The organism is Embleya sp. NPDC050493, from assembly GCF_044458105.1.
GTDB lineage: Bacteria > Actinomycetota > Actinomycetes > Streptomycetales > Streptomycetaceae > Embleya.
Genome location: NZ_JBITHP010000001.1, coordinates 227,558 through 242,657, shown reverse-complemented (window position 1 = coordinate 242,657; position 15,100 = coordinate 227,558). Strand labels below are relative to the sequence as shown.

The window sequence follows — 15,100 nt, the reverse complement described above, 5'->3', positions numbered from 1 at the left end:
TCGTCCATGCCGGACACGAATACGGCCACCGTCGCGTCGATCCCGCTGGCCCCGCGAGCCCTGCCCCTGCTGGGTCACGCCTTGCCGCTGCTGCGCGATCCGCTGGCGTTCATCACATCCCTGTCCGGCTACCGCGAGATGGTCCGCGTCCGGCTGGGCCCCAGTTCCGCCGTGATGATCTGCGACCCGGCACTGACCCGACAGGTATTCCTCAACGACCGCGTCTTCGACAAGGGCGGCGCGATCTACGACCGCATCCGCGAGGTCATCGGTGACGGCCTGTCCACCTGCGCCTACCCCCTGCACCGACGCCAACGCCGCCTGTGCCAGCCGTCCTTCCACCCCACCCGACTGACCGGATACGCGGCCGTGTTCGCCCGCGCGGCCCAGGCGAAGGCGGCCGGCTGGCGCGACGGAGACGTCGTCGACATCACCCAGGAAATGATGACGCTGACGACGCGGGCCACCATGGAAACGATGTTCAGCGGCGCCCTGCCGGAGGAGACCATGCAGCGGGCCCTGACCGACACCTCCACCGTGGTCAGCGCGTTCTTCCGCCGGATGATGACGCCGGCCCTGCTCCGTGGGCTGCCGACGCCGAAGAAAAGGCGGTACGACGAGGCCCGACACCGGCTCTCGGCCACCATCGAGGGGATCATCGCCGAGCGGCGCGCCGATCCGACCGACCACGCCGACCTGCTCTCCGCGCTGATCGGTGCGGTCGACGACGAGAGCGAAGGCGGCGAGAAACAACTCAGCGACACCGAGCTCGCCGACGAGGCCCTGACGTTCTTCCTCGGCGGGATGGAGACCACGGCCATCACCTTGGCCTGGGCGCTGCACCTGCTCGCCGAGAACCCGCACGTGCAGCGCCGCCTCCAGGCCGAGACCGACGACGTCCTGGCCGACAACGGCGGCACACTCGACGCCGGCCACCTGCCCTCGCTGGGCCTGGCGAGCCGGGTGGTGACCGAGACGCTGCGGTTGTACCCGCCCGCCTGGATGATGACCCGCACCCTCCGCGAGGACGCCGAACTCGGCGGCGTGCGGCTCAAGGGCGGCAGCACGATCGTGCTCAGCCCCTACCTCCTGCACCGCCGCTCCGACCTGTACGCCGAGCCGAACCGGTTCGACCCGGACCGCTGGCTCGGCGCCCAGCCCGACCGGGCGACCTATATCCCATTCGGCGCCGGCCCCCGCAAGTGCATCGGGGACCAGTTCGCCCTCACCGAGGCCCTCCTCGCGCTGACCGCCATCGTCGCTCGCTGGCAGTTGGTTCCGGTGGGCCACGAACCCTTCCGGCCCAAGGTGGAGACGAGCCTGAGTTCGCGCGGGCTGCGCCTGCGCCTCGACGAACGCCGCACGAGCGACGCCGACACCACGACCGCGGTGCGGTCGGCGTGCACCCCGTCCACCACGAAGCCGGGCGGCGGTTGCCCACTCGACCATCAGGAGTGATGCCATGAGGTCTCACGTGAAGCCGTTGGTGAAAAGGCTGCTGCGGGCGCGCCGGGTCGGCGCGTTCGAGGCGGCCCCGGCCGACACCCTGCACGTGCCCACCCGCCCGCATCCGAACGGCTGGTTCTGCCTCGCCTTCTCGGACGAGGTACGCCCCGGTACCGTCACCACCCGGGCGCTCGCGGGTGCCGAGGTCGTGCTGTATCGCACCACCGACGGCGTGCTGCGGGCCGTGCGCCCGCGATGCCCGCACCTGGGCGCACACCTGGGGGTGGGCGGATCGATCGAGGGCGAGGACATCGTCTGCCCGTTCCACCGGTTCGCGTTCGACCCTGCCGGCACGTGCGTGCGCACCGGATACGGCGGGCCGCCGCCGAAGGCGTCGCTGACCCGGTATCCGGTGTGCGAGACCAACGGCTCGATCTACGTGTGGCGGCACGTCCTCGGCCTGCCCCCGCAGTGGCGGGTCCCGGCGCTGCCCATGGACGACGGGCAGCCCTACAGCCACGATACGTTCGACATCGCCGGCCATCCGCAGGACGTCATCGAGAACGCCTTCGACTGGGGCCACCTGCCCGCGCTGCACGGCCTCGAGGATGTCGACATCGACGGCAGACCGATGCCCGGAGAACCGATCGCCACGGTCACCGCGACCGCGCGCGGCACCGTCATGCGCGGCTTTCGCCAGTCGTACACGCTCACCGTGATCGGCCTGGCCACCATCGCCGCCCGCACGGTCCTGCCCCGGGGCGCGGGCAACCTGTACGTGATGCTCCACGCGACGCCGACCACCCCGGGGCGCATCCACCTGCGCTTCGGCACGAAGCTGGAACTGGGCGCCGTGCCGGGTCTGCCCGAACGGATCGGGCGCGCGGCCACGCTGCCCGTCGCCCGGCTGAGCAGCGTCCTCATTCAGCGGCTGGCGAGCCTGGACACCGGCGCCGACCTGCTGATGTGGAACCACCAGGAACACGTCGAACAGCCCAAGCTCGCCAAGGGCGACGGGCCGATCGGGCGATACCGGTTGTGGGCGCAGCAGTTCTACGCCGGCGTCGAAGGCGTCCACATGGAATCCGCGAACTCCGAGGATGTCGCCGCACCATCCGAGGCGGTGGACGCGAAACCCACGGGCGGTCTTGTGTCCCCGTGACTCGCCGGGACCGAAAGAGAGACGACATGGCAGCGGAGAACGGTACGCCCGAGGGCGGGCGACGATTGACCGTCCTCGGAGCGGGAGTGATGGGGACGGGCATCGCCGCGCTGGCCATCGGTCACGGCATCGCGGTGTCGCTGATCGACCCGGACCGACACCGCCTGAACGAAGCCCCCGCGCGCATCGACTTGATGGTGCGCATGGCGCGGCTGATGAACGCGTTGCCGGAGGAGCCCGGCACCGGTGTTCTCGTCACCGGAGTGTCGTTCGCCGAGGACGCGACGGCCGACAACCCCGGTCCCGTCGCGGTGGTCGAGGCGGTCACCGAGGACGCCGACGCCAAGGCGAAGGTTCTCGCCCAGGTGTCCGCTCTGGTCGCGCCGGGCACCGCGATCATCTCGAACACGTCCTCGATCCCGATCGACGAGCTGGCCCGGGCGACGGCGCGCCCGGCGGAGTTGATCGGCACCCACTTCATGAACCCGCCCCACCTGATCCGCACCGTCGAGGTGATCAGGGGCACGCACACCGACGAGGCCACCATGGACACGCTGCGGGCCCTGCTCGCCGTGCTGCGTCGGGAGCCGATCGTGGTCGACGACGCACCGGGCTTCGTCACCAGCCGCATCCTGCACCCCATGATCAACGACGCGGTTCGGGTGGTGGCGGCGGGCACCGCGAGCGTCGAGTCGGTCGACCGGTTGATGCAAGGGTGCCTCGGCCACCCGACGGGCCCGCTGCGCACGGCGGACCTGATCGGCCTCGACAACCTGGTCGACTCGTTGTGGGTGCTGCACAACCGGACCGGCGACGAGGGGTGCCGTCCCTGCGACCTGCTGCTGGAGATGGTGCGCGCCGGTCGGCTGGGCCGCAAGAGCGGACGCGGCTTCTACGCATACGAGGGAGAACAGGCATGACTGTGTCGTCGGAGTCGTCGGAGTCCTCCGAGTCGTTGGGGTCGTCCGAGACGTTGGAGTCGCCTGATCCGGCGGCTCCGGAGCCCGTTCCGGGCGCGGACGGCATCGAGGCGGAACTGCTGCGGTTCCTGGCCCGGCACACGGGCCGGGAGTGGACGATCGACGCGGACGTCTTCGGTCCCGGGGGCCTGTCCTCGCTCTTCGCCATGGAACTGGTGGTGTATCTGGAGCGGACGTACGACATCGCCATCCGCGGCGCCGACCTGCGCATGGACAACTTCCGCACGGTGGTGCGGATGGCCGAACTGGTCGACCGGCTCCGGCAGTCGGCCCTCGGGGGTCCCGGTGCGTGAGACCGTCGCCGCCGCGACCGCGGCGGTCACCGAACTGGTCGGTGATCGGGCGGCCGACTGGGATCGCGCGGGCCGACTCCCCGACGACGTCGTCCGCAAGCTCGGCGCGGCCGGTTTGCTTACCGGACAGGTCCCGGAAGAATACGGCGGGTTGGGGTGGACGAGCGCGGACGGCGGCGAATTCACCGCGCATGTGGGCAGCCTGTGCGGTTCGTTGCGCAGCGTACTGACCTCGCAGGGCATGGCCGCATGGACCGTGGAACGGCTCGGTGATCCGGCGCAGGCCGCGGAACTGCTGCCTCGACTGGCGTCGGGCGACACGGCGGCGATGGCCTTCAGCGAACCCCGGGCGGGCAGCGACCTGTCGGCCGTCGCAACCACCGTCACGGTCGACGGAGACACCGTCCTGCTCACCGGCGACAAGAAGTGGGTCACAGCGGCCGACCACGCCGACCTCATCCTGGTCGTCGCCCGGATGGGGGACGGCGGCGCCGTGGTGGTCGTTCCCCGAAACGCCCCCGGGGTCCGGGTCTCCCGGGTGGCCGACCCGCTGGGCTGTCGGGCGGCCGGACACGCGGAAGTCCGGCTCGACGGGGTCCGGTTGCCACTCGACAGCCTGCTGGGCGGTGGGCGCCAACCGCTGCCCCTGCTCGTGACGACCGCTCTGGCCTATGGGCGGATCTCCGTCGCCTGGGGATGTGTCGGCATCCTGCGGGCCTGTGTGAAGGCGGCCGTCGAGCACGCGCTGTCCCGGGAGCAGTTCGGTCGGCCGCTGGCACAACACCAGCTGGTCGCACGGCACTTGGCCGAGCTGTGGACTGCGGAACAGGTCGCGACCCGGGTTTGCGAGTACGCGAGTCGCTGTTGGGACGAGCATGCCGCCGACCTGGCCGCCGCCGTCGTGCTGGCGAAATACGTCGGTGCGGAGTACGCGGTCAAGGGCGCCGCAGCGGCGGTGCAGGTCCTCGCGTCGGCGGGTGTGCGGGACGGCCACGTCGTCGCACGGGCATACCGCGACGCCAAGCTCATGGAGATCATCGAGGGCAGCAACGAAATGTGCCAGCTGATGCTGGCCGACCATGTGCTGGGTCGGCAGTGAACACGACCGTGGCCGCCGAGGAACCTCGCGACGCCGAACCTCGCGACGGGGGGCCGAACACGCGCGCCCCCGCCCGGGCGATCCCGCCCGCCCTGGTCAAGTGCCTGGTCTGGGACCTGGACAACACGCTGTGGCGCGGCACGTTGTCGGAGGACGAGACCGTCGACCCGTTCCCGGCGATCCGCGAGGTCGTCGCCGGCCTGGACGCACGCGGCATCCTGCAGTCGGTGTGCAGCCGCAACGATCACGACCCGGCCTGGGCCCGATTGCAGGCCCTGGGCATGACCGAGTGGTTCGTCGTGCCGGAGATCGGTTGGGGGCGCAAGTCGGACGGGGTCCGGCGGATCGCCGAGCGGCTGGGCTTCGCGACGTCCACGATCGCCTTCATCGACGACCAACCGGCCGAGCGGGCCGAGGTCGCCCACCACCTCCCGGACGTGCGCTGCTATCGGGCGGAGGACGCCGCGACGCTGCTCGACCGGCCCGAGTTCAGCCCGAGGTCGGTGACCGTCGACGCACGCCGCCGCCGGACGATGTACCGGGCCGGGGTCCGACGCACCGACGAGCAGGCACGCTTCACCGGCTCGCACGACGACTTCCTGCGCTCGCTGGAGATGGTGATGCATCTGGGTCGGGCCACGGAGGACGAGCTGTCCCGGGTCGAGGAGTTGACGTTGCGCACCAGTCAGATGAACGCCACCGGGGTGCACTATCCGGACGCCGCGCTGCGCGCTCTTCTCGACGACGCCTGCCACGAAGTCCTGGTCACCACGCTCACCGACCGCTTCGGACCGCACGGTGCGGTGGGTGTACTGCTGCTCCGAAAGCATCCGCGTGCGTGGCATCTCAAGCTGCTCGCCACGTCGTGCCGCGTGGTGGCGTTCGGCGTGGGCACGATCATCCTGAACTGGTTGGCCGACCAGGCGGCTCGGGCCGGTGTACACCTGCTGGCGGACTTTCGCGCCACCGATCGCAATCGCATGATGGAGATCGCCTACCGGTTCGCCGGTTTCGACGAACAACCGTGCGACTGCCGGGGCCCGGCGGGCGAGCCGGGTTCCGACAGTGATGTCCAGGTCCTGCACCTCGTTGCCGAACGGCGCCCGCGGTCGGAGACGGTCCGGCTGATCGCTCCGGATCTCGTGGTCAGCGCCGACGGACCAGGGTGACGCCGTCGGCCACGGGAAGCATGCAGATGTCCACCCGCCGGTCGTCCCGAATCCTGGCGTTGACCTCCCGAACCCCGACGGTGTCCGCGTCCACCGCGAGGGGGTCGACGACCCGACCGAAGAAAAGCGTATTGTCCAGCACCAACAATCCACCCGGCCGCACAAGGCGCAGGCAAAGCTCGTAATACCCCGGGTAGTTCCGCTTGTCGGCATCGATGAAAACGAGGCCGAATTTCCCCGAACAGCCCTCCGAGATCATTACCCCCAGCGTTTCCATCGCCACTCCGATACGGACATCGATGCGGTCGAAAACTCCCGCCCGGCGCCAATACTCGGAACCGATCTCGGGCCACCGCGCACTGATGTCACAGGTGACCAATCGCCCGTGCGGGGGAAGCGCCCGCGCCATACACAGGGTGCTGTACCCCGTGAAGGTACCGAGTTCCAGCACCTCCGCAGCGCCGGTCGCCGCGACCAACATCGCGAGGAACTGCCCTTCCTCGGGCATGACCTGCATCGTTTCCCCGCCAGGCAGCTCTGCGCTCGTCAGCCGCAGATCACGCAGAATCTCGTCCTCCCGAAGCGAGAACTCTCTGACATACCCCAGAAGTTCCGGCCCGGCCGCAATTTGATCCGCCATACCGAAACCCTAGACGACGCTCCGACCATAATTCAATAGACGCCCGAGACGGTCCAATTCAACGTACGACTACGAATCCGTTCCACACGTGGACCTCAAACGTAGTCGCTGAAGGAAGCCCATTTCCGGACACCCGAGGCCGAGACACGGCGCTGTCGGCAACACGGCGGCGGTGTCGGCACACCAGCCGACATGGACCGGGCCGGAGTCCTTCTTGTTCCGGCGGCGTCCCAGCGCCAGTGCATCGAGCGGGAGTTCGGTCCGCAGATGTTCCGCGAGCCGCCGGCCCACGATCATCCGCGAGTACACGTCGTGGACGAACGCGACGTACACCTGGCCTTGTTTGCGCCGCCAATGAAACGGCGACACCGCAGGAGCGGGGCGCGACCGGCGAGGGCCGGCCGGTGCGGGCGGTGGCGATTGCTTCGGTCGGCCCGGCCCTTCGTCAGTGTGACGGAGCGGAGTCGGGTACTGCGGCAAGCGCCCGGATGTGGGCCGGGACGACGCATGCCTGGGAGGCGAGCAGGTCCGCGAACGTGGTGGTCAGCAGGTCCGGACGGGTGCGGGTGTACGCGGTGAGGGTGCGGCGGATCGGCGGGTCCGGCGGTCGCAGCAAGCCGTCGAAGTCCGGAGGGACGATGTTGGCCGGAACGAGGGCCGGGCCGAGCCCGGCGGCGGCGAGCAGCGGTGCGGCAGAGGTCTGTTCGGCGTGGACGGCGGTCCCGGGAGAGAAACCCGCCTGGTGGCAGGCCTGGTCCAGGATGTCGGCGAGCCCGTTGGCGGGGGCGTAGCGCACCCACGCACGGTCGGCCAGCTCGACCAGTGCCAATGGCCCCGGCGGTTCGCCGGCGAGCGGGTCGTCACCGGGCAGCACGATGACGAACTCCTCGACGCCCAGGTCGCGGACCGGGCCCTCCCAGCCTGCCGGGGACGGGCCGACGGCCAGGTCGGCCTGCCCTGCCGCCATCGCCGCTTGCAACCGGTCGGCGTGCGCGAATTCGCGGAGCCGGATCCGCACGCCCGGGTGCTGTCGGCGCCAGGCCCGTAGGACCGGCGGCAGGATGCCCAGGCTGACGGAGTAGACGGTGGCGACCTCCAGCTCGCCGCCCTCCAGGCCGGCCGTCCGCCGCGCCGCCGTGTGCAGGCGTCGCGCCTCGGCGAGTGCGGCGCGGGCGTGCGGCAGGACGGCGCGGCCCATCGGTGTGGGCCTGATCGCACGTGGCAGGCGTTCCAGCAGCGGACCACCGAGCGAGCTCTCCAGCGCACGGATCTGGTGGGACAGGGCCGGCTGCGTCACGTGCAGTTGTTCGGCCGCCTGTGTGAACGAGCCGGTGTCGACCACCGTGACCAGGTATTCGAGCTGCCGCAACGTCGCCATGAACAAATGTTATCGCAGGCAGAGAAAACAAGCCTTGGACTCATGGGCCGTCGAGGGGAGAGGGTCGAAACAAGCCCACCACCTCTCCCTTGGAGCCGAATATGACAACTTCCGCTGATCTCACCGGGCAGCGCCTGGTCGTCGTGGGCGCCGGTTCACGCACCGGACGCCTGCTGGCTCGGGCCGTCTCGGCGGCCGGCGCAGACCTGGTGCTCGCCGGTCCCGACTCGCGCAAGCTGGAATGGACTGCCGGCGAACTGTCGGGCCGGGCCGACGTGGTTCCGGTCGACCTTGCCGAGGAGACCACGATCGCCGCCCTCGCCCGGAAGGTCGGCAGCTTCGACCACCTGGTCTCGACCGCCGCGATGCCCGCCAACGGCCCACTCGCCGAGCTCGAACTCGCCGACGTACAGCGTGCCTTCGCCGCCAAGGTGATCGGTCCGCTGTTGCTCGCCAAACACCTGACCGACGGGGTGCGCGAGGGCGGCTCGTTCACCTTCTTCTCCGGCGTGGCGGCCTGGCGTCCAGCCCCGGCCCGGACCGTGATGGCGACCACCAACGGGGCGCTGGCCTTCCTGGTCCAAGCTCTCGCCGTGGAGATCGCCCCGGTGCGGGTCAACGCCATCTCCCCCGGCATCGTCGACACCGGCTCCTGGGACGGACTCGGTGCCGACAAGGAGGCGTTCCTTCGCTCCATCGCCGAGCGCAACCCGGCCCGTCGGGTGGGCACTCCGGACGACCTGATCAAGGCGGTGCTGTTCGCCGTCACCAGCCCCTACGTCACCGGCAGCGTGCTGCACGTCGACGGCGGCGGCCGACTCGCCTGAGGGGAGGGCAACACTGATGGATCTGCACCTGAACGGCAAGGTCTTCCTCGTCACCGGAGCCTCCGCGGGGATCGGCGCGGCCACGGCACGGCTGCTCGACGCCGAGGGCGCCACCGTCGTCGGCGTGGCCCGCCACCCGGGCGACGCCGAGGAATCGGGCCCGCACACCACGGGCCTGGCCGCCGACCTGACCCTCCCGCATGCCGCCGAGCGCGTCGTGAGCGAGGTGCTCGCCCGGCACGGGCGGCTCGACGGACTGGTCAACAACCTCGGGGGATTGCAGGCCCGGACCGGTTTCCTCGACGTCACCGACGAGCAGTGGCACCGGACCTTCGACCTCAACCTCCACTCCGCCGTCCGGATGACCAAAGCCGCCCTGCCCGCGCTGCTGGAGCGTGGCGGCTCCCTCGTCCACGTCACCAGCGAGGCGGCCCGACTGCCGGATGCACCGCTCGTGGACTACGCGGCGGCGAAGACGGCCCTGCTCTCGGTCTCCAAAACGCTCGCGGTGGAGTTCGGCCCGCGCGGCGTGCGCTCCAACGTGGTCTCGCCGGGCCCCACCCGCACCCGGTTGTGGGATGCCCCGGGCGGGTTCGCCGACCAGCTCGGCGAACGGTTCGGCCTACCGCCGGACGCCGCGATCGACCATTTCGTACGGGAGGTCCGGCGGCTGCCCACCGCTCGACTGGGCGCCCCGGAAGACGTCGCCCGCGTCATCACGTACCTGCTCTCCCCGCCGGCCCGCCAGATCACCGGCGCGGAATGGGCCGTCGACGGCGGCGCTCTGCGTCAGCTCTGACCTTCCCTCATCTCTTCCCAGGAGTACTCTCATGCATTCTCGCACCCTGATCCGCGCCGTCGCCGTCGCCGCCTCGGTCGCCGGTCTGGCGGGCGGCACCGTCGCGGTCGCCTCCGCTCACGACCACGGCACCCGTTCCTCACGTTCCTGGCCGCAGCGCCTGATCGACCGCTCGCCCGACCTGGTCCAACCCGAGACGCTGACCGTCGACCGCTCGATCGGCGAACGCAGGGCCGCCCAGCAGGTGCGCCTGGCCCAGCAGCTGTACACCTTCTGGAACACCGGGCAGCAGAAGTACCTGGATGCCGCCGTCAGCCCCCGATTCAAGGACAACACACTGCCCACCGGCCGCCCGCAGGGTCCCGCCGGCCCGATCTTCGCCTCGGCGAACTTCCGCGCCGCCGTGCCGGACCTGACCTGCGAGTTGTCCGACGTACTGGTCACCGGCGACAAGATCACCGCCCGGCTGGTCTTCCGCGGTCACTTCACCGGCACCTTCAACGGGGTCCGGGGCAAGGGCCAGAGCGTCGATTTCAACGCCATCGACATCCAGCGCGTCGGAACCGACAAGATCATCGAGGACTGGCACATCGAGGACAACCAGACCCTGATGAGTCAACTCGGCGTCGACAACTGATATCCACCGTCCTGCACGCCCTCCCATGGGCCGCGTTCGCCGTCGGCACCACGGCGTTCGTGACGGTCGCCTGCTCCCCGCCCCGGCCGTCCGACTCTCGGCCTCGACGTCGACGGCCGGGCCGCCGGTCACCGGCCATACCGTCGCCGGGGCGCTCTCCGCTCGCCCCGGCGACCATCGGCACAATCCGTTCGGCACACACTCGACGAGGCGAATCGCCCGCCGCGCGCATGCCCACCCCCGCACTGTCGTCCACCTCCGCCACCGCGTGACACGTTGGCCGGCTGGTCCGCCGAGCCCGGGAGGAACGGGCCGGCCAGTGGGGTCCCCTGCCGGGCCGGGATATCGTCCCCGATGTCGTGGAATGCGCCACGTCCACTCCCACACCGCCGGCGAATGGAGCCGATCGCCTCTCGGGTGCCGTTGTCGTCCCGATCCTGCCGAGTCCGGTATCCGTCAAGTCGCGCGCGGGGCCCGTATCGGGCCGGCACCATGGCAATCCACCGATGGCGGCCCCATACGAGGTCGCGGGCGACGGGGGTCGGGCAGCGATGGAAGTCGGCCGGGTTTCCGGCCGGGGTCGGCTCCGTCTCTCCCTCGGGTCGGTTCTCGAAGTCGGGGATGACGCCCCTGGTGACCAGTCCCGATGAGACCCGACCGGGGTTCCCGGAGCGGTGCCCGTAGGGATGTCGAGTGGACACCGCTCCGCCCTGCTCCCTTGACCACCAGGGCTACATGTCAGGGCCGGCCTCTCGCGTGCTGCCCACGCGTCGGCGTCGGCCGAAGTGCGGTCAGAAGTCCCAGACGGCCGGTACGAAACGGAAGGCGTTGCCGGCGATCGCCACGTGGCAGGCGGACGGGAACGGCAGGTGCGCGGCCAGCAGTTGCCCGCCGTTCGCCGCCAGCTCCGTCAGGAGACCGAACCGGACGCGGGCCGCTTTTTCGGGGTCGTGGTCGAAGCCGTTGTGCCAGTCGGGCTTGTCGAACCCGGTCTGGAACACGGCGTCGCCGGCGAACGTCAGCCGGTCGCCGCCGGACTCCAGGCGGATGATGCTGTGGCCCGGGGTGTGCCCGCCGGTGCGCTGCATCACCACTCCCGGCGCCACCTCGTACTCCGTCTCGAACGGCCGCAACTGGCTGCGGTACACGTCCAGGAACTGCGCGGCGGTCTTGCGCAGCACGCCCGGCACCGGTGTCGGCATGACGGTGTGGGAGAAGTCGGGCGCGTCCCAGAACTCGGCCTCGGCCGCCGCCAGGTGGACGTGCAGGTCCCGGCGCAGCCGGCCCCTCAGCCCCTCGACGAGCAGCCCGCCGATGTGGTCCATGTGCAGGTGGGTGAGCACCACGTCGGTCACGGACGCGGGATCGATCCCGGCGGCGTCCAGTCGCATGGCCAGCTGTCCGGCGCGCGGGAAGCCGGGAAACTCCGTCCCCAGCCCGGCATCGACGAGGATGGTCCGGTCACCGCTGCGCACCACGGCGACGTTCAGCGGCCAGTTGCACACCTCCGGCGGCAGGAACATGTCACCGAGCCAGGCCGCCAGTTCCTCCTCGGCGGCGTTGGTGGCCAGCGTCGTGGTGGTGATCGGCAGCACGCCGTCGCTGATCACCGTCACGTCGATGTCGCCGACCTTCAGCGGGTAGCGCGACGGAACCAGGTCGTCATGCCCCGGTGCATGGGAGTGTGCGAGGTGGACTTGGCTCATGATGTTCTCCTCTTGAAGCGCGTGGACCGAGGACATCGACGGCGCCTTGGAGCACACCGTCCAGTCGCCCCCTATGACCGGACGGCAGTTTGGTTTGTGACAGCCGTCCTTGCTCCCTCGTCGCGCCATACCTTCGCCCGATCGTGCCGAGGATTGACCCAAGTGACTTCCCGAAGCGGCCACATGGATCACATTTCCGCACGTCAGTGCCTTTCTTGTGCGTCCTGGATTGCTCATCTTCCGGAGCGGCTCCGGCCCTCCGCCATCGAGAAGACGTACCTCGCCGCCAAGGTCGGCATCGTCTGCCGTGCCGCATACACCTGCCTAGCAGGTGCAACCCACCACCCCGTCGCCGGCCACCACGTCCACCCACGCTTGTCGTTCACCGGGGCATGCACCCTCCTCCCCCGCGAAGCCCTGGGCCACGTGGGCCTGTTGCTCACCGCCGACGGCGAACACTCACGCGCCGCGAACAGCCGCGGGAGATTTCCCGCGCGGCACGTCCCGGCTCGAAGCTCAGCCCTGCCCCTCGCCGACCGCGTCAACAATCGTGGCAACCACCTCTTCGGGTCGACTCGCCGCGATCGCGTGCGAGGCGTCGGAGACCACGCGGGTCCCGCGCGAGGAGGCACGTTCGGCCATGAAACGCACCGCGTCGGCCGGGATGTTGAGGTCCTGGCCGCCGAATACGAACCACGACGGGATGGTCCGCCACGCCGGTTCGCCCGTCAGCCCGTCGGTCAGCGCCCGCTCGGTGACCGGGCGTTGGGTCGCTGCCATCAGGGCCGCCTCGTCTGCCTGCAGGTCGGCGCAGAACTGGTGGTGGTACCGGTCCGCGGCTATCCGGAACCTTGCGGGCCCCCTCCGGTCCCAGCCGGTAGAGGAAGGGGGGGCTTGGCCGTGGCGTCGGCAATCTCCTGGGCTGCGGGTTCGAGGATGTGGTCGGTCACGGTGTCTTCCCTTCCTTCGAGGCGTGTGCAGCGTCCGGTTCCTCGCGGAAGCCGATCGTGCGATGGGTGCCGTCACACAGTGGTTTGGTGGAGGAGTGGCCGCACCGGCACAACGTCGTCCGGTTGCGGGTTTCCAGGAACCTGCCGTCCGCGCGAAGCACCGGGACTCCCCCCGTGACCCACAGCGGGCCGGCCAGGCCGTCCTCTTCCTCGAGGACCGAGACGGCCTGCGGCAGGTCGACCTCGATGGTTTCGCCACCGCGCTCCAGGGCGTAGGTGTAGGAACCGGAGGGGCAGTGGTCGACCCGCCCCATGATGTTCGACCGCACATCGGGGTCGTCGGTGTCATCGAGCATCTTGGCGATCGGCCGCGTGGCACCGACGCAGAACGCGGCGTGGACGCACAGTTCGCCGACACGCTGTAGCGAGATGCCGATGCCGTCGTGGACATGCCGAAGTTCGCGGTAGGGCGTGACGGTGGCGTTCTCGGTACCGTCGAACCCGATGTGGGCGTGGGTTCCGTCGCAGAACGGCTTCGTGTGGGAGTGGCCGCACCGGCACAGGGCGTATGTGGGTTCGGTCTCCAGGTCGGCGCCCGTCTTCCAGGTCAGGGCGTCCTGGTTCTCCGGGGAGACGATCTTGGTCTTGCGGCGCAGCGCGGTGCCGCCGTGCACGAGGTAGGGGCCGTCGGGAAGCACGACGATTCTCCGTCCATGGCTCGGAGGTCGACCGCGCAGCTCGGGCGGGACGTAGTCGAACGTCGGTCCGGCCGTCGTGTCCACTCCGTCCGGCATCGCCATCAGGGCCTCGGCGTGCATCCGCAGGCGGTACATGGTGCCCGTGGCGACCGGGAACAACCGCGGGCTGCCGTCGAACGCCTCCTCCAGCTGATGCAGGAGGACGCAATACGTGCGGTTGAACTCGTCCTGCGCCACACGGATCGGGCTGCCCGGCAGGTGGTCGTCGAGGCGCGGGTTGGGCCGCATCCGGCGGATGCCTCCGGGATCCACGCGCAGCGGTTCGCCGGTCGGCCCGGACTGCGGCGTGTCGCCGCGCCGGTAGCGGCGGCCGGCCCGGAGCTCCCGGAAGCGGTAGTAGTGCGCCACCTCTTCCCGCTCGGGGTGGTGAACGTCGCGGTCGCCGTCCCATACCTGGCCGCGCAGCAGGCCCTCGCCCTGCTCGACGATCTCTTCCAATGCGGCCGATGCCGACGCCAGATCGGTGACTTCGACCAGTCGGCCGGCGGTGTACCGGAAATGGCAGTCCCGCACCTGACGGGTGCGATCGCCGCGGAAGACCTCCGCTTCGCCGAGCCGGGCGCACAGTTCGCGCAGTCCTTCCTCGATCGCGGCATAGAACTGACCGATCGTCGCGTATCGGTCCGACTGTGCCGGCGCGTCCGGCGGCGCGGGCTGCTCCAGTCGGAGGAACTGGTCGAGCGCCGCGGGCCCGAACGGGAGCAACGACAGTTCCAGCGACGGGTCGCCGTGCGGCAGGCGTCGCGGGTGGCGCGGCAACATCCGCGGCGTGTCCAGCTCCGGCCGACCGCCCACCGCGTTGAGCAGGTTGGCGACCAGTGCCAGGTGCAGCATCTCTTCGACGAAGACACCGGTCACCGCCCGGACGGCATCGGGGTTTCGCTCCCGCTCCAGCGAGTACAGCGCGCACAGGTACTGCGGCAGGGTTGCGTGCTCCAACTCGATTGCCCACTGCAGGTGTTCACGCAGATCGTCGAGTGTGGCGATCTGCGGCACCGCGGAGATGTCGTCGGGGCGCCGCCGTGTCGAATGGTTCACAGCTCCCCCGTTTCGCGGGTCGTCGGGTCGGTTTCCACCGGTGCGGACGGCTCGGGGGAAAGCCGGTCCCGCGCCGGCTCCCCGCCGTCGAAAAGTGCCCCGATCAGGCCACCGAGTGCCATCTTCATTCCCAGGTCGAAGTCGTCGTCTGCGTCGTCGCCGGTGACGGGGGTCATCTTTCGCCTCCACGGATGGATCGGGTCGTCGTCTCGTGTTCC

The 15,100-nt window shown here is 70.1% G+C and carries 15 protein-coding genes; 9 read left to right on the top strand and 6 right to left on the bottom strand.

Annotated features, from left to right (window positions below):
* Positions 1-6 precede the first annotated feature (6 nt).
* The 6 genes from ACIBM5_RS00860 to ACIBM5_RS00835 all read left to right on the top strand — a co-directional run bounded on the left by ACIBM5_RS00860 (position 7) and on the right by ACIBM5_RS00835 (position 6,149).
* A complete protein-coding gene (locus tag ACIBM5_RS00860) occupies positions 7-1,458 on the top strand; it encodes a cytochrome P450 (RefSeq protein ID WP_396004732.1) in 1,452 nt (483 codons plus the stop codon).
* A 4-nt stretch (positions 1,459-1,462) separates the two neighbouring features.
* On the top strand, positions 1,463-2,608 hold the full coding sequence (locus ACIBM5_RS00855) for a Rieske 2Fe-2S domain-containing protein (RefSeq protein ID WP_396004731.1): 1,146 nt from the start codon (positions 1,463-1,465) through the stop codon (positions 2,606-2,608).
* Between the two features lie 26 nt (positions 2,609-2,634).
* The gene (locus ACIBM5_RS00850) at positions 2,635-3,528 is read left to right on the top strand and encodes a 3-hydroxyacyl-CoA dehydrogenase family protein (protein ID WP_396004730.1); all 894 of its coding nucleotides are present in this window, start codon (positions 2,635-2,637) and stop codon (positions 3,526-3,528) included.
* A 53-nt stretch (positions 3,529-3,581) separates the two neighbouring features.
* The gene (locus ACIBM5_RS00845) at positions 3,582-3,881 is read left to right on the top strand and encodes an acyl carrier protein (protein WP_396005102.1); all 300 of its coding nucleotides are present in this window, start codon (positions 3,582-3,584) and stop codon (positions 3,879-3,881) included.
* Positions 3,874-4,980 (top strand): acyl-CoA dehydrogenase family protein, encoded by a 1,107-nt coding sequence (locus ACIBM5_RS00840; protein WP_396004729.1) that lies wholly within the window; start codon positions 3,874-3,876, stop codon positions 4,978-4,980. The genes ACIBM5_RS00845 and ACIBM5_RS00840 overlap by 8 nt, the downstream gene beginning before the upstream one ends.
* A gap of 80 nt (positions 4,981-5,060) precedes the next feature.
* On the top strand, positions 5,061-6,149 hold the full coding sequence (locus ACIBM5_RS00835) for an HAD-IIIC family phosphatase (RefSeq protein WP_396005101.1): 1,089 nt from the start codon (positions 5,061-5,063) through the stop codon (positions 6,147-6,149).
* Here the strand turns inward: ACIBM5_RS00835 and ACIBM5_RS00830 are convergent.
* Positions 6,127-6,789, bottom strand: coding sequence for an O-methyltransferase (locus ACIBM5_RS00830; protein ID WP_396004728.1), 663 nt, complete (start codon positions 6,787-6,789; stop codon positions 6,127-6,129). The two genes, ACIBM5_RS00835 and ACIBM5_RS00830, sit on opposite strands and share 23 nt — an antisense overlap.
* 445 nt (positions 6,790-7,234) lie before the next feature.
* Entirely contained in the window at positions 7,235-8,167 is a 933-nt protein-coding gene (locus tag ACIBM5_RS00825) for a LysR substrate-binding domain-containing protein (protein ID WP_396004727.1), read from the bottom strand.
* 101 nt (positions 8,168-8,268) lie between these two features.
* On the opposite strand from ACIBM5_RS00825, the gene ACIBM5_RS00820 reads away from it, so the two are divergent.
* From ACIBM5_RS00820 to ACIBM5_RS00810, 3 genes are read left to right on the top strand one after another with little or no spacing between them, the layout of a single operon-like run.
* A complete protein-coding gene (locus ACIBM5_RS00820; protein WP_396004726.1) occupies positions 8,269-8,994 on the top strand; it encodes an SDR family oxidoreductase in 726 nt (241 codons plus the stop codon).
* Positions 8,995-9,010: 16 nt separating this feature from the next.
* Positions 9,011-9,793 (top strand): SDR family NAD(P)-dependent oxidoreductase, encoded by a 783-nt coding sequence (locus ACIBM5_RS00815; RefSeq protein WP_396004725.1) that lies wholly within the window; start codon positions 9,011-9,013, stop codon positions 9,791-9,793.
* A gap of 31 nt (positions 9,794-9,824) precedes the next feature.
* The gene (locus ACIBM5_RS00810) at positions 9,825-10,430 is read left to right on the top strand and encodes an ester cyclase (RefSeq protein WP_396004724.1); all 606 of its coding nucleotides are present in this window, start codon (positions 9,825-9,827) and stop codon (positions 10,428-10,430) included.
* A 791-nt stretch (positions 10,431-11,221) separates the two neighbouring features.
* Here the strand turns inward: ACIBM5_RS00810 and ACIBM5_RS00805 are convergent.
* From ACIBM5_RS00805 to ACIBM5_RS00790, 4 genes are all read right to left on the bottom strand, one after another.
* Positions 11,222-12,136 carry an MBL fold metallo-hydrolase gene (locus ACIBM5_RS00805; RefSeq protein ID WP_396004723.1) on the bottom strand — a complete coding sequence of 305 codons (915 nt, stop codon included), beginning with the start codon at positions 12,134-12,136 and terminating at the stop codon, positions 11,222-11,224.
* Positions 12,137-12,652: 516 nt separating this feature from the next.
* Positions 12,653-13,162: an alpha/beta fold hydrolase gene (locus tag ACIBM5_RS00800; RefSeq protein ID WP_396004722.1), complete on the bottom strand. Its 510-nt coding sequence runs from the start codon at positions 13,160-13,162 to the stop codon at positions 12,653-12,655.
* Positions 13,083-14,882, bottom strand: a complete 1,800-nt coding sequence (locus ACIBM5_RS00795; protein WP_396004721.1) for a ferritin-like domain-containing protein — start codon at positions 14,880-14,882, stop codon at positions 13,083-13,085. Before ACIBM5_RS00795 ends, ACIBM5_RS00800 begins: the two co-directional genes overlap by 80 nt.
* Positions 14,879-15,058 (bottom strand): hypothetical protein, encoded by a 180-nt coding sequence (locus tag ACIBM5_RS00790; RefSeq protein ID WP_396004720.1) that lies wholly within the window; start codon positions 15,056-15,058, stop codon positions 14,879-14,881. The genes ACIBM5_RS00795 and ACIBM5_RS00790 overlap by 4 nt, the downstream gene beginning before the upstream one ends.
* Positions 15,059-15,100 lie beyond the last annotated feature (42 nt).

Coding starts and splice junctions, on each gene's coding strand:
- ACIBM5_RS00810 (WP_396004724.1), top strand. CDS start 9,825: ATGCATTCTCGCACCCTGATCCGCGCCGTCGCCGTCGCCGCCTCGGTC.
- ACIBM5_RS00820 (WP_396004726.1), top strand. CDS start 8,269: ATGACAACTTCCGCTGATCTCACCGGGCAGCGCCTGGTCGTCGTGGGC.
- ACIBM5_RS00830 (WP_396004728.1), bottom strand. CDS start 6,789: ATGGCGGATCAAATTGCGGCCGGGCCGGAACTTCTGGGGTATGTCAGA.
- ACIBM5_RS00850 (WP_396004730.1), top strand. CDS start 2,635: ATGGCAGCGGAGAACGGTACGCCCGAGGGCGGGCGACGATTGACCGTC.
- ACIBM5_RS00855 (WP_396004731.1), top strand. CDS start 1,463: ATGAGGTCTCACGTGAAGCCGTTGGTGAAAAGGCTGCTGCGGGCGCGC.
- ACIBM5_RS00790 (WP_396004720.1), bottom strand. CDS start 15,058: ATGACCCCCGTCACCGGCGACGACGCAGACGACGACTTCGACCTGGGA.
- ACIBM5_RS00825 (WP_396004727.1), bottom strand. CDS start 8,167: ATGGCGACGTTGCGGCAGCTCGAATACCTGGTCACGGTGGTCGACACC.
- ACIBM5_RS00860 (WP_396004732.1), top strand. CDS start 7: ATGCCGGACACGAATACGGCCACCGTCGCGTCGATCCCGCTGGCCCCG.
- ACIBM5_RS00815 (WP_396004725.1), top strand. CDS start 9,011: ATGGATCTGCACCTGAACGGCAAGGTCTTCCTCGTCACCGGAGCCTCC.
- ACIBM5_RS00805 (WP_396004723.1), bottom strand. CDS start 12,136: ATGAGCCAAGTCCACCTCGCACACTCCCATGCACCGGGGCATGACGAC.